Source organism: Rhizobium leguminosarum (assembly GCF_010668065.1).
GTDB lineage: Bacteria > Pseudomonadota > Alphaproteobacteria > Rhizobiales > Rhizobiaceae > Rhizobium > Rhizobium leguminosarum_S.
The window spans coordinates 299,894-312,473 of sequence record NZ_WUEN01000008.1 but is presented as its reverse complement, the minus strand read 5'-3'; the positions used below and the strand labels follow the sequence as shown (position 1 = coordinate 312,473).

The window sequence follows — 12,580 nt, the reverse complement described above, 5'->3', positions numbered from 1 at the left end:
CCCTTGGGAAGGTCCCTGCCCAACCCTCCCTCATTCCGGTGCTCGTCACAGGAATCCAGCGCGCCCAAGTCCTTGGGCGCGGGAAACTCTTCACGCATTGTTGAGTCATTCACCGCGCCGACGCGCGGTGGCTGGATTCCTGTGACATCCCTCGGGTTGAACCCGAGGGCGGGAATGAGGGAGTGTCCGGCCTGGGCTTCCACGCCTATAGTCGTTTCAGACCTATTTACGGCCCCGAACCTGCCATCCCAAACCCCAGCCTCTCCCGGCCGCAGAACCAGGGGCAATATCCCCCGGCTCTCGCGCGCCAGATAAAGCCCGTCGCGCCTGAGATCGAACACCGCCCTGCCGGCGGTCATTCGTCCAAGCCCGCTGCCGGTGGCAAATGTGAGAATCCGCTCCATCTGCCCCCTCCCCGGCGCAAATGGCCGCCCACCGAAAACGGCTGCCAGACGGGCGAGTACATAGTCGAGAACTGCGCGATCCTGCCGCAACCCATCAGGCATCACTTGCCCGAGCAGGCCGCCGTGAAGCCGGAAATAACGATCCAGCCATTCGGCTCCTCGAGACGACAGAGCCAGCCGCTCCTCCCAGGCCGCGCCTATATCCTTCTCCATACCTGCATTGGCCGAAAACTGCCGGCGCATCCGCACGCGCTCGTACTTCGTATCCTCGTTGCTGGGATCGTCGATCCACGTCACGCCCTGCTCTTTCAGGAAAGCGCGGATATCTGCCCGGGTGGAAAAAAGAAGCGGCCGTAAAATCCAGAAACGCTGGTCGAAGAGCACCGCATCTGCAATACCGGTCGAAACCTGCTCGGTTCGCATCCCACGCATGGCAAGCGTTTCGCGCTGGTCGTCGAACGTATGGCCTGTAACGATGAGGTCAGCTTCGAAACTTTCGGCCGCAGCCGCCAGCAGGCCATAGCGTGCCTCGCGGGCCGCAGCCATGATGCCGGTTTTCGGCTTGTCGCCCCGCCAGATCATGGTGGTGTGGGGAATGCCGAGCGATGCGCAGAGGGCCGCGACTTCACGCGCCTCGTCTGCGGAGCCGGCACGCAACGCATGATCGACGGTTGCAGCGCAAAGGGAAATCTTGAGATGGGGCGCGGCCTTCACGGCTTCATCGAGCAGAAGAAGCAAGCCGGTGGAATCGCTGCCGCCTGATATCGCGACGAGAATGCGCGCGGGGCTTTGAAGCGACGTGAGAAACTGGAGGATGGCCAGTTGAGGCGATGCGGCTTCCGGAGACATTCCGGAAGACCTTAGCAGGAGAGGCGCTTCTGTTCGCTCGCAACCTTGCTTATGACGGCACGCGAAGCCTTTGGATAACGCTTCGACACTTCGCGCAGCGTCGCACAGGCCGTCTCGTTATTGTCGAGGGCCGCAAGCGACATGCCGAGCTTCAGCAGCATTTCCGGCGCCTTTTCCGATGTGCCGTATTTCTGATGCGCATTGAGGAAGGTCTTGGCCGCCTCATTGTACTTGCCCTGCGAATAGAGCGCTTCGCCGAGCCAGAAATTGGCGTCCGCCGCCCGCGCGCTGCTCGGGTAACGGGTGATATACTGCGTGAATTCCTGTTCGGCCGTGCTGTAATCGCCGGATAGCACGTGGCCATAGGCGGCTTTGTACTGGTCGGCCTCGCTGCCGAGCGAGGCGGTCTGCTGCGGCGTTTTGGTATCGGCATCGGGAATCGGCCCGGAACCGATCGTGGCATTTTCGTCGACGCTTCCGCCGATCGGATTGCCGTTCTGATCGAAATCGATCGAGCCGAGTTCCTTCGGCGGCTGGCCGAGGCCGCTATTCTCGGGCACGCTGGTGGAGGGAGCCGTTTCGGCTCCCTGCGGTGCTTGGATCACCTTGGCAATATCGTCGCCGCCGGAGGCTGCCGGAGCGGCATCGGTCTCGCTCTTCTTGACCGGGGCCTTGACGGCACCGCCGGCGCCGGTCTTTTCGAGCTGCTGGAAGCGGAATTCATTGTCTTCCTGCTGCTTGCGGATCGTCTCCTGCATCTGCAGAAGCTGAAAGCTCATCTCCTCGATCCGGCCGTTCAGCTGCCGCAGCTGCTCTTCGAGCTGCTGCACGCGGACCTCTGCATCGCCGCTCTGCACCTTGACGACGGGCGGCGCCGCCTGGTTTTCCGCGGATCGGCCGCCGAGATGTAGCCCGAAGAACGAGGCGGAATAGGCCGCCCGTTCGCTTCCGGTCACAGCCGCGAGGCACAGCATGCCTGCCACGACAAGTTTCTTCATATGTATCGTCCTGTCCCAGTGATTCTTCGCACCTCGATGGCACGAACAGGAGATTTTTCCAATTGCTTTCAAAAAGCAACGGAGTCTGGCCAAAGTGTGGTCAAAAAGAAAAGGCGGCCCCTGAGGGGACCGCCTGTCGAAAAAGCCAATTGTTGCTCGGCAATTACATGCCGGCGCCGCCAAGCACGGTAACCGCGCGGCGGTTCTGCGACCAGCAGGAAATATCGTCGCAGACGGCGACCGGACGTTCCTTGCCGTAGGAGATCGTCTTGAGGCGCTGCGCCGGGACGCCGCGCGAAGCGAGATAGTCCTTGGCGGCAGCCGCACGGCGGGCGCCGAGCGCGAGGTTATATTCGCGCGTGCCGCGTTCGTCGGCATGGCCTTCGACGGTGATCTGGTAGTTCGGGTAGCGGCCAAGCCACTGGGCCTGACGGTCGAGCGTCTGCGAAGCATCGGCGCGGATCGACGAGGAGTCGGTATCGAAGAAGATGCGGTCGCCAACATTGACCGTGAAGTCCTGGGCCGAGCCCGGCGTTGCAGCGCCGCCAGCACCGGAGCCGAGGCCGAGGTCGCCGGCGCTGTTCGGCGGCTTCTTGGCGCAGCTTGCCAGAGCAAGACCGGCGATAAGCGCGATCATGACGGGGTTGCGGGCGAAATTCTGCATGCGGCTCATTGCCGGGGTATGAATTCGGCTCATGGCCGGTCTCCTTGCGATTTCATCAGGGTTTCCGGACAGTAACCGCACTCGGTTAACCGCCCCTCAAAGATTATGGTTAACAATTTGCTACTTTGTCCCTTCGCCGCTCGGTTCCATGACTTTGGGGCGACAATAACGCAGCAGCGCATCGCCTACTCCATAAGCGGCGACCAGGCCGGGTCGGAGCCGTAAGTCGGCGTCTTCACGAGCTGCTCGTTGTAACCGGTCAGATCGATCGAATAGAGCTGCGGACCGCCCGACCCCGCCGCCTGGCGGAAGAACATCAGCACGCGGCCGTTCGGCGCCCAGGTCGGGCCCTCATTGTGGAAGCCGGTCGTCAGGATGCGTTCGCCCGAACCATCCGGCTTCATCACGCCGATCGAGAACTTGCCGCCGGCCTGTTTGGTGAAGGCGATGAGATCGCCGCGCGGCGACCAGACCGGCGTCGAATAGGAGCCGTCGCCGAAGGAAATACGGGTCTGGCCGGAGCCATCGGCGTTCATCACGTAGATCTGCGGCTTTCCGCCGCGGTCGCTTTCGAAGCTGACGCGTGCGCCGTCAGGCGAATAGGAGGGCGACGTGTCGATCGCCGCCGTCGAGGTCAATCGGGTCGTCGTGCGCGAGCGCAGGTCCATCGTATAGATGTTGGAATTGGCATCCTGCTGCAGGCTCATGATCACCTTCTGACCATCCGGCGAAAAGCGCGGCGAGAATGTCATGCCGGGGAAATTGCCGACGACCTCGCGCTGCCCGGTTTCGAGCTGCAGCAGATAGACCCGCGGCTGCTGGTTGGCAAAGGACATGTAGGTCACTTCCTGCCGGCTCGGCGAGAAGCGCGGCGTCAGCACGAGATCGCTGCCATCCGTCAGCATGCGCACGTTGAAGCCATCCTGATCCATGATCGCCAGCTGGCGCTTGCGCTGCTGCTTGGTGCCGGATTCGGAGACGAAGACGACGCGGGTGTCGAAATAACCCTCTTCGCCGGTGATCTGCTTGTAGATCGCATCGGCGATGATGTGAGCCACGCGGCGCCAGTTCTCCGGCTGCGTATAGAACTGCTGACCGGTCATCTGCTGCCCGGCGAACGGGTCCCACAGCCGGAATTCGGCGCGAAGACGGCCATCCGCCTCCTTGGTAACCCGGCCGGTGACCAGCGCCTGTGCATTGATGACCTTCCAGTCCTCGAATCGCGGCGCTGCATCAGGATTGGAGATCTTTTCAATAAAGGCCGTCTTGTTGATCGGGGCAAACAGGCCGGAACGCTGCAGGTCGGCGGCGATGACTTGCGAGACCTGCGCACCTATGTCGCCCTGGAAGTCAGTCACTGCAATCGGCATCGGCTGGACATTGCCTTTTCGGATGTCGAGGGTGACCAGCGCGTTGGCCGGCGTTGCAAAGACGGCAGCGGTCATCAGACCGACTGCAACCAAAATGGCGCGGAAAAAGGAACACTTTGTCATACCAAACAGCCTTTCAGCATCTATGGAGTCGGATCGCCGGATTCAAAGTGCGGGACGACTTCGTTCCAGGATTCGTATTTTTCTTTCGGGGGCATCGGGAATGGCGACGAGCGCTGTACCGCCCGGAGAGCCGCAGCCGACAGGCCTTCTCGAGCAGCTTCGTTGCCGCCCGAGGCCGTTACCTCGGGTGAACCAACGATCGCCCCATTCTTGTCGAGCCGCAGATGGACGGCGATCACAACCCTGCCGCCCCTCGCCTGCCCGGGAGGAACATTGAAGGAGGAAGCAATTGCGTGCTGTAAATCCATGGCTGACTTCTTGGAGGTCACCGCGTCGACCGACTGTGCCAACGCCTCAGGCGCACAAGCCAGAATCGCTCCAAGCATGATGGCGGCTGCAAAAGACTTGTTGCCATGGGACAGATCCGTCAGCATCTAGATTCCCATAGAACTCGGATCGAAATTCAGGTCGAACTCATTCCAAGCCTCATACTTGTCCTTCGGAAGCATCGAGAAGGGGGCGGACTTCATGACAGCTCTATAGGCCCCGCCTTCCAACGCACGGCGTGTGGCATCGCTGCTACTGCCGCCCGATGACTCGACTTCTGGCTGACCAATAATATTACCATCCTTGTCGAGTTTCATATGCACCTTGATGACCATGCCGGAAAGGCCTTCCATCCCCGGGGTGACAAGCCAATTGCCCTCGATCAAGCCGCGCACCGCATCTTCTTCGCTCTGGCTGAGCTTGGAACCACCGTTGCTCTTCTTCGCACCAAGCGACGCTTCCTGCGTCGAGCGCTTCGCACCCCCAGCGGAAGGATCGGTCTTATTCAGCAGCGCAGCAACCTCGTCGGCATTGAAGTCGCTCTTCATCGATGAGGCCGATTTCGCCACTTCCTGCTTCTTGTCCGCCTTCTTCTTGTCCGTCGGTGTGTCGGCGGTCTTCGGCTGATCCGCAGTCTTTTCCGGCGGCTTTTCGACGGGTTTCTGTGGTTCCGGCGGCTTCACCTGCGGCTTGGCGACGGGGGTCGGCACATTGTCCGGCAGCGCCTCGGCATCGGGCTTCGGCGGCTCCTCCGGCTTGGCCTGTTCTTCCGGCGGTTTTTCCTCGGGCTTCGGCGGCGTCACTTCGACGGGCTTCGGCGGCGGAATGGAAGCGACTTCCTTCGGCTGCTCGACTTCCGTTTCCTCCTTGACGATCTCCTTGACGTCGTTCGGCTTGGGATCGGTCTTCGGCAGCGGCTTGTCGCTCGAATTCGCCGCAGCAGCTTCGCTATTGCTCGGCTTGGCGTTCGGAACCGGCGGCGTCTTCAGGTCGACATTGTTGTCGCCGGCATTCTCGGCCGGTTGCGCAATCGGCGGCCGCGTCGTCGGCACGGGCGCGGAAGTCTCCTTCTTCGGAGCCTTCTTGTCGCCCTGCTGCATCTGGGTAATGGATTCCACCGGCACCAGATCGACCGGCATCGCCTCGAAATCCTCCACCTTGAAGGATTCCGGGGCGCCGAGCGACACCATCGCCCAGGTTAGCACCAGGCCGTGCAAAACAGCAGATGTGATGACACTGGCCTTCATTTTGCGCGCTATTGGTCCTTCTTCTGCTGCGTCACCAGGCCGATATTCTTGAAGCCTGCGCCCTGGATACGGGCCATGACATCGGCGATGACGCCGTAGGGCGCTGTCGCGTCGCCGCGCACGAAGATACGTTCGTTATAGCCGGTGGTGGCGATCGCCTCGAGCTTGGCGGCGATCTCCGCTGCCGGGATCGGTGTTTCCTGCAGGAACACCTCGCCGTCATTCTTGACGGAAATGGTGATCGGCTGCGTCTCGGAATTCAGCGCCTTGGCCTGCGTTTCCGGCAGGTCGATCGGCACGCCGACGGTCATCATCGGTGCCGCGACCATGAAGATGATCAAAAGCACCAGCATGACGTCGACGAGCGGCGTCACGTTGATTTCGGAAATCACGGCCCTGTTCCGACCGCCGCGACGGCGGCGTCCGCCGCCCCCGCCGCCATTGCCTCCAACAGCCATACCCATGTCAGAATACTCCGTTGGTTACTGAGCGGCAGCGCGCGGCTGCAGTTTCTCGTCGATCTGGCGCGAAAGTATGGCGGAGAATTCATCCGCGAAACCTTCCATGCGGCCCGAGAGCTTGCCGGCATCGGCAGAGAACTTGTTGTAGGCGATAACCGCCGGGATAGCGGCGACGAGACCGATCGCGGTGGCAAGCAGCGCTTCGGCGATACCGGGCGCAACCACCGCAAGGTTGGTCGACTTCGAGCCGGCGATCGCCTGGAACGAGGTCATGATGCCGACGACCGTACCGAAGAGACCGATGAACGGACCTGCCGAGCCGATGGTCGCGAGCGATCCAAGGCGGGCGCCGAGAAATTCTGTTTCACGGGCGAGCGTCACGTCCATCGCGCGGTCGATACGCATCTGCAGGCCGATCGGCGAGCGGGCGCCGCGTTCGAAGGATTTCTTCCATTCGCGCATGGCGGCCACGAAGATCGCCGCGAGCCCTGTATTGTTGCGCTCCGACAGCGAGCGATAGAGTTCTTCCAGCGACTGGCCCGACCAGAACACCTGTTCGAACTTGTCGAACTGGCGCCGTGCGCGGCCATAGGCCAGGTATTTGTCGATGACGATCGCCCACGTCCACACCGAGGCCGCGATGAGCCCGAGCATGACGAGCTTGACGACGATGCCGGCCTGCATGAAAAGCGACCAGAGGCTGACGTCCGTCGTTGCTGCTGCCAATCCTACTTGTTCCATTGGTCCAAAATCCCCGAATCCAAACGCCCGGTGCTGGACCGGGCGGCACAAACTGATCTCGCAAGAAGTGTCCGGCGGCCGCCGCCCAAAGCCCTGGTCAAACTTCCAAGCTCATCTTCCGCCTTCTTGCCGTCAAATTTGGTCAAAGGAAGGCGTGCACCGCACAAACTCCGACTTTCCCAGTAAGACACTATTATGGTTAATAGATCGTTAGTGCCGGACTGTGACAGTAAGCCTGTGTTTGGAAGATTTCGTTCCATGGATTACTTGACCGGAGCAAGGTCCGGCTGCCGAAAGAGCGCTCATCCTGCGGCGCGGGAATTCCTTCACATAAAACTCAAGTTCTGACAAGACCTGAATTTCAAGCGATTCTCACTACAACGGCGTGCTGCCCTCCAGGAATTTCACCGCCAGTGTTTCCGGCAGCCGCCTCGGCCGCCCCCGGGCGTTGATGACGGCGATGATCACCTTGGCGGCGATCAGCAGCGTCTCGCCCGAGCGGATCTGCTGATTGAGCACCATCTTGGCGCCGCCGGCTTTTTCCGTATGCGTCAGGATCGTCAGCACATCGTCCATGCGCGCCGGGCTCTTGAAGTCGATCTCCATGCGGTGGACGACGAAAACCAGCCCCTCCTCGTCGGCGCTGACGAGTTCGCGCTGCTCGACGCCGAGGCAGCGCAGATAATCGGTACGGCCGCGCTCCAGGAAATGCAGGTAGCGGGCGTGGTAGACCAGGCCGGAGAAGTCGGTATCTTCATAATAGACCCGCTGGACGAGCCGGTGTCCGGCCTCCGTCAGCTCTCCCGAAATGGAAAAAGGGCGTTCCGTCATAATTTTCTCCAAACTCAGGTGCCCTGTTTGGCGCAACGCTTTCAGACAGGCAAGCATTGAATGATTGTCACAATTCCTAACTATTCCCGATAATGAGCGACCAATCAGGAGACGATGCGATGAAGATTGCGGTTATGGGCGGAGACGGTTTCATTGGTTGGCCAACGTCGCTGCATCTCTCCGATGCCGGTCACGACATCCATATCCTCGACAATCTCTCGCGCCGCTGGATCGACACCGAACTCGGCGTTCAGTCGCTGACCCCGATGGATTCGATCCAGGAGCGCACCCGCATCTGGCATGCCGAAACCGGGCGCCGCATCCACTTCAATCTGATCGATCTCGCCAAGGATTACGAACTCCTGAAGAACTGGCTTTCCGAACATCGCCCGGATGCCGTCATCCATTTCGCCGAGCAGCGGGCCGCGCCCTATTCGATGAAGAGCGACCGCCACAAAAACTACACCGTCAACAACAATGTCAGCGCCACGCACAACCTGCTGAACGCGCTGACGGAGCTCAATCTCGATACCCATCTCATCCATCTCGGCACCATGGGCGTCTACGGCTATTCGACGGTCGGGGCGGCGATCCCCGAGGGTTACCTACCGGTCGGCATCGAAACCGCCGGCGGCGAGACGGTCAGCCAGGAGATCCTCTACCCCTCCAATCCCGGCTCTATCTATCACATGACCAAGTGCCTGGATCAGCTTCTCTTCCAGTTCTACGCGAGGAATGATGGTCTCAGGATCACCGATCTGCACCAGGGCATCGTCTGGGGCACGCATACCGAGCAGACACGCCGCCACACGCAGCTGATCAACCGTTTCGACTATGACGGCGATTATGGCACGGTGCTGAACCGCTTCCTCATCCAGGCGGCGATCGGCTATCCGCTGACGGTGCACGGCACCGGCGGCCAGACCCGCGCCTTCATCCACATCCAGGATTCGGTGCGCTGCATCGAGCTGGCGCTGAAAAATCCGCCGGCCCGCGGCGCCCGCGTCGAGATCTTCAACCAGATGACGGAAACCCACCGGGTGCGTGACCTCGCCGAGATGATCGCCAGGATGAGCGGCGCCAAGATTGCTTGGCTGCCCAACCCGCGCAAGGAAGCCGCAGAGAACGAGCTGATCGTCCGAAACGAAAAATTCCGCGATCTCGGCCTCGACCCGATCACGCTGGAAGCGGGCCTGCTCGGCGAAATCGTCGACGTCGCGAAGAAATTCGCCTATCGCGTCGACCGCGCGCGTGTTCCGGCCGTCTCCGCCTGGACCAAGGACATCGCCGCGACGATCAATCACGATCCGGAAGGCAAGCGGCTGAAGTCGGTGTCGTGAGCGCCGCAATATGACGAGCGCCAGCGGCATACCCGCCCGCTTCGCCTATGTCACACTGGTCACCAATGCCGATTACGCCATGGGCGCGACTGCCCTCGCCCATTCCCTGCGCCGAACCGGCACCACCGCCGACATCGTCATTCTCCACACAGGCGGTGTCGACAAAACCATTCTCGCACCCATCGAAGCGCTCGACTGCCGCCTGATCGAGGTCGAGCACCTGCCGCTCTCTGCCGCCTTCAACGAGCGTCACGCCCGCGGTCAGCTCCATTCGACAGCTCCTTTCACCAAGGGCCGCAAGCCGGATTTCCATTCGCCGCTCGACAATTTCTGCAAGCTCAGGCTCTGGCAGCTCGTCGAATACCAGCGCTGTGTCTTCATCGACGCCGACGCCCTCGTGCTGAAGAACGTCGACAGGCTCTTCCTCTACCCGGAATTTTCCGCCGCCCCCAATGTCTACGAAAGCCTCGCCGACTTCCGCCGGATGAATTCCGGCGTCTTCGTCGCCACGCCCTCGCATGACACGTTCCGGCACATGCTCGAAAGGCTCGACAGGCCGGACGCCTTCTGGCGACGCACCGATCAGACCTTTCTCGAGACGTTCTTCCCGGGTTGGCACGGCCTGCCAGTTTATTTCAACATGCTGCAATATGTATGGTTCACCATGCCGGAGCTTTGGGACTGGAAGAGCATTTCGATCCTGCACTACCAGTATGAAAAACCGTGGGAAAAGGATCATCCCAAGGCAGCGCGACTACAACCTTTGATCGATCTGTGGCACCGTTTCCACGATGGCGGCGACGTGCCTGAGATCACGGCGCTGGACAATCCGGAAGGGGCAGCATGAAGGTACTGGTATCGGGTGGAACGGGTCTCGTCGGCCGGTATGTCGTCGAGGAACTGCTGGCCGCCGGATATCAGGTGATCGTCGGCGGGCGCCGCGCGCCGCTGCCCCGCCTCTTCTCCCGCCCGGTCGAGTTCGCAGCGCTTTCGCTCGATCCCGACAAGGATCCGATCGATGTCTTCGATGACGCCTATTTCTTCGTCCACGCCGCTTTCAGTCATGTTCCGGGCAAATATCGCGGCGGCGAGGGCGACGATCCGAAGACCTTCCACAGGTTGAACCTCGACGGCACCGTCCGGCTTTTCGAAGCCGCCAAACGCGCCGGCACGCGCCGCTGCGTCTTCCTGTCCAGCCGCGCCGCCTACGGCGAACATCCCGAGGCAACCGAACTGACGGAGACGATGCTGGCCAAGCCCAAAACACTCTACGGCCAGGTCAAGCTCGATGCCGAACGCGCGCTTGCCCATCTCTCCACACCGGGCTTTGCCGGCGTAAGCCTGAGGGCGACCGGCGTCTATGGCGATCTCTCGCCGAACAAATGGGACGGCCTCATCGCCGATTACCTCGCCGGCCGGCCGGTTGCTGCCCGGCTGGGAACGGAAGTTCACGGCCGCGACCTCGGTCGGGCGGTGAGACTGATGCTGGAGACAGAAAGCACCCGGATCTCCGGCGAGGTCTTCAACGTCTCGGACATGTCAGTCGACACGCGCGATATCCTTTCATCCATCCGCCGCGAGACGGGCTGTCGGCACGCGCTGCCGGCCCCTGCCGATAGCGCCGCGCTCAATCCCATGAGCACTGCGAAAATCCGCGCGCTCGGCTGGGCGCCCGGCGGAGCCCCTCTATTCGACGAGACGATGCAGCGGCTGGCCGCTGCGCTGCCTAAATCCCCAAGACACAGGTCCACGCAAGTCTGACGTTGCAGAATGCGCCCGAATCGCAATCGGGGCCTCGAATTAAAAATCGGGGAATTGTTCATGCAGGTCGCAACCACGTCTGCCTCCATCATCTTGCGCGGCGCGTCTTCGACGGCAGCCATGTCAGCCGCCGGAAGCGAGACCGATCAGGGCGTGCTGAAGCTGCAGCGCGCCACCCAGGCGCTGCAGCAAATGCGCCAGACCTTGGCGAACTCGGGAGACGAGGCCAAGGCGAAGGCGCAACGCAAGCTCGAAGAGGCAAAACAGGAGTTGGAGATGCTGCGCAGCTCCAACATGGCGCCTGAGGTGGTCGCTCGGCTGGCCGCCGAACTGGCGCGCAAGGTCGGCACCGCCGCCTCCGAATTCGCATCATCAGTCGCGACCGGCAGCCCGGCAACGGCTGTTCCGGTGGATGCAACCACGGGTGCTACGGCCGTCGCAACGAGCGGGGCCGCTGCTGCGTTGACGGATACTTCAGGAGAAACTGCGGCCGGCGAGACCGGCTCGCAGGAACCGGACGCCGCCGCCAACGCCCGCAAGGCCTATGCGAGCGTCGCCGAGGATGCCCCGAAATTCTCTGGAATCTCGGCCGATGATCGCGAAACGATGGAAGAGTTCAAGGCGGTCGTGCGTGAACTCAAGCAAGTGCTTGAAAAGGCGATGCGCGAGTTGCGGCAGCAGGACCGGCAGGCCGGGGCCAATATGGCAGGCTTCTCCATCGCCACGGCGACAATACCGACAAGCATCGTCGTCTGACGATCGCTGCCGCCGGCGGGCGAGGCGTGAAACGAGCGTGATGCTGTCGCATCCGGCATTTGCATCGGACATCCAGCCGTCTATGCTCGGGTAAATCTCTCAGAACCGGCAGATCCAATGACCTCTAGAGAATTGAAAGCGCAGCTGCGCAGCGAACGGCTGTCCGCCCGCGACGCCATCCCCGCCGAGAAACGCGCCTCCAAAAGCCTCGCAATGGCCGACCATGCCGGCGAGGCCGTCGGTTTTGCGCTGGATACGATCGTCTCCGGCTTCCTGCCGATCCGTTCTGAAGTCGATCTCAGGCCGCTGATGGCGCGCTTTGCCGTGCGCGGTGCGCGGCTCTGCGTGCCGGCGATCCTCGATCGGCAGACGATCGTCTTTCGCGAGCTGGCGGAAGGTGCGCCCCTCGTCGATACCGGTTTCGGCACGGTCGGCCCGAGCTCGGATGCCGCCATTCTTGATCCCGAAATCATGCTGGTGCCGCTTTCGGCCTTCGATGCCCGCGGCCACCGCATCGGCTACGGTGCCGGCCACTACGACCGCGCTATCAGCCGGCTAAGGCAAAAAGGCTTGCATCCGAAGCTGATCGGCATTGCATTCGACTGCCAGGAAGTGGCACATGTGCCCGACGAGCCGCACGACATAAGCCTGGATGCCATCCTGACAGAAAGCGGCCTTCGCTTTTTTGCCTCTTGGATTGGATAGGGA

General features: G+C 61.6%; 14 protein-coding genes. 5 read left to right on the top strand and 9 right to left on the bottom strand.

The annotated features are described in order from the left end of the window. The 9 genes from tilS to ybgC all read right to left on the bottom strand — a co-directional run. A partial coding sequence (gene tilS / locus GR198_RS22735; RefSeq protein WP_204337190.1) for a tRNA lysidine(34) synthetase TilS occupies window positions 1-1,253 on the bottom strand: 1,253 nt, incomplete at its 3' end. Window positions 1,254-1,264: 11 nt separating this feature from the next. Continuing rightward, on the bottom strand, window positions 1,265-2,251 hold the full coding sequence (gene ybgF, locus GR198_RS22730) for a tol-pal system protein YbgF (protein WP_029871974.1): 987 nt from the start codon (window positions 2,249-2,251) through the stop codon (window positions 1,265-1,267). 163 nt (window positions 2,252-2,414) lie between these two features. Continuing rightward, window positions 2,415-2,948, bottom strand: coding sequence for a peptidoglycan-associated lipoprotein Pal (gene pal / locus GR198_RS22725; protein WP_012758849.1), 534 nt, complete (start codon window positions 2,946-2,948; stop codon window positions 2,415-2,417). Between the two features lie 152 nt (window positions 2,949-3,100). Further along, window positions 3,101-4,408, bottom strand: a complete 1,308-nt coding sequence (gene tolB, locus GR198_RS22720) for a Tol-Pal system beta propeller repeat protein TolB (protein ID WP_027668277.1) — start codon at window positions 4,406-4,408, stop codon at window positions 3,101-3,103. Window positions 4,409-4,428: 20 nt separating this feature from the next. Continuing rightward, window positions 4,429-4,842, bottom strand: coding sequence for a TonB C-terminal domain-containing protein (locus GR198_RS22715; protein ID WP_029871973.1), 414 nt, complete (start codon window positions 4,840-4,842; stop codon window positions 4,429-4,431). Continuing rightward, window positions 4,843-5,982, bottom strand: coding sequence for a cell envelope integrity protein TolA (locus GR198_RS22710; protein WP_029871972.1), 1,140 nt, complete (start codon window positions 5,980-5,982; stop codon window positions 4,843-4,845). 8 nt (window positions 5,983-5,990) lie between these two features. Further along, the gene (gene tolR, locus GR198_RS22705; RefSeq protein WP_003542730.1) at window positions 5,991-6,446 is read right to left on the bottom strand and encodes a protein TolR; all 456 of its coding nucleotides are present in this window, start codon (window positions 6,444-6,446) and stop codon (window positions 5,991-5,993) included. 18 nt (window positions 6,447-6,464) lie between these two features. Next, window positions 6,465-7,184 carry a protein TolQ gene (gene tolQ, locus GR198_RS22700; RefSeq protein ID WP_003542733.1) on the bottom strand — a complete coding sequence of 240 codons (720 nt, stop codon included), beginning with the start codon at window positions 7,182-7,184 and terminating at the stop codon, window positions 6,465-6,467. A gap of 375 nt (window positions 7,185-7,559) precedes the next feature. Beyond that, on the bottom strand, window positions 7,560-8,015 hold the full coding sequence (ybgC, locus tag GR198_RS22695) for a tol-pal system-associated acyl-CoA thioesterase (protein ID WP_012758853.1): 456 nt from the start codon (window positions 8,013-8,015) through the stop codon (window positions 7,560-7,562). A gap of 119 nt (window positions 8,016-8,134) precedes the next feature. On the opposite strand from ybgC, the gene GR198_RS22690 reads away from it, so the two are divergent. From GR198_RS22690 to GR198_RS22670, 5 genes are all read left to right on the top strand, one after another. Further along, complete coding sequence (locus tag GR198_RS22690) at window positions 8,135-9,355, top strand: NAD-dependent epimerase/dehydratase family protein (protein WP_029871971.1); 1,221 nt, start codon at window positions 8,135-8,137, stop codon at window positions 9,353-9,355. A 10-nt stretch (window positions 9,356-9,365) separates the two neighbouring features. After that, complete coding sequence (locus tag GR198_RS22685; RefSeq protein ID WP_029871970.1) at window positions 9,366-10,202, top strand: glycosyltransferase; 837 nt, start codon at window positions 9,366-9,368, stop codon at window positions 10,200-10,202. Then, window positions 10,199-11,116, top strand: a complete 918-nt coding sequence (locus tag GR198_RS22680; RefSeq protein WP_029871969.1) for an NAD-dependent epimerase/dehydratase family protein — start codon at window positions 10,199-10,201, stop codon at window positions 11,114-11,116. The genes GR198_RS22685 and GR198_RS22680 overlap by 4 nt, the downstream gene beginning before the upstream one ends. Window positions 11,117-11,176: 60 nt before the next feature. Beyond that, on the top strand, window positions 11,177-11,872 hold the full coding sequence (locus GR198_RS22675) for a hypothetical protein (RefSeq protein ID WP_029871968.1): 696 nt from the start codon (window positions 11,177-11,179) through the stop codon (window positions 11,870-11,872). Between the two features lie 117 nt (window positions 11,873-11,989). Beyond that, complete coding sequence (locus GR198_RS22670) at window positions 11,990-12,577, top strand: 5-formyltetrahydrofolate cyclo-ligase (RefSeq protein ID WP_029871967.1); 588 nt, start codon at window positions 11,990-11,992, stop codon at window positions 12,575-12,577. Window positions 12,578-12,580 lie beyond the last annotated feature (3 nt).

Excerpts from the sequence above, each read along its gene's own strand:
- ybgF (WP_029871974.1), bottom strand. The coding sequence starts at position 2,251 with ATGAAGAAACTTGTCGTGGCAGGCATGCTGTGCCTCGCGGCTGTGACC.
- pal (WP_012758849.1), bottom strand. The coding sequence starts at position 2,948 with ATGAGCCGAATTCATACCCCGGCAATGAGCCGCATGCAGAATTTCGCC.
- tolB (WP_027668277.1), bottom strand. The coding sequence starts at position 4,408 with ATGACAAAGTGTTCCTTTTTCCGCGCCATTTTGGTTGCAGTCGGTCTG.
- GR198_RS22715 (WP_029871973.1), bottom strand. The coding sequence starts at position 4,842 with ATGCTGACGGATCTGTCCCATGGCAACAAGTCTTTTGCAGCCGCCATC.
- GR198_RS22710 (WP_029871972.1), bottom strand. The coding sequence starts at position 5,982 with ATGAAGGCCAGTGTCATCACATCTGCTGTTTTGCACGGCCTGGTGCTA.
- tolR (WP_003542730.1), bottom strand. The coding sequence starts at position 6,446 with ATGGGTATGGCTGTTGGAGGCAATGGCGGCGGGGGCGGCGGACGCCGC.
- tolQ (WP_003542733.1), bottom strand. The coding sequence starts at position 7,184 with ATGGAACAAGTAGGATTGGCAGCAGCAACGACGGACGTCAGCCTCTGG.
- ybgC (WP_012758853.1), bottom strand. The coding sequence starts at position 8,015 with ATGACGGAACGCCCTTTTTCCATTTCGGGAGAGCTGACGGAGGCCGGA.
- GR198_RS22690 (WP_029871971.1), top strand. The coding sequence starts at position 8,135 with ATGAAGATTGCGGTTATGGGCGGAGACGGTTTCATTGGTTGGCCAACG.
- GR198_RS22685 (WP_029871970.1), top strand. The coding sequence starts at position 9,366 with ATGACGAGCGCCAGCGGCATACCCGCCCGCTTCGCCTATGTCACACTG.
- GR198_RS22680 (WP_029871969.1), top strand. The coding sequence starts at position 10,199 with ATGAAGGTACTGGTATCGGGTGGAACGGGTCTCGTCGGCCGGTATGTC.
- GR198_RS22675 (WP_029871968.1), top strand. The coding sequence starts at position 11,177 with ATGCAGGTCGCAACCACGTCTGCCTCCATCATCTTGCGCGGCGCGTCT.
- GR198_RS22670 (WP_029871967.1), top strand. The coding sequence starts at position 11,990 with ATGACCTCTAGAGAATTGAAAGCGCAGCTGCGCAGCGAACGGCTGTCC.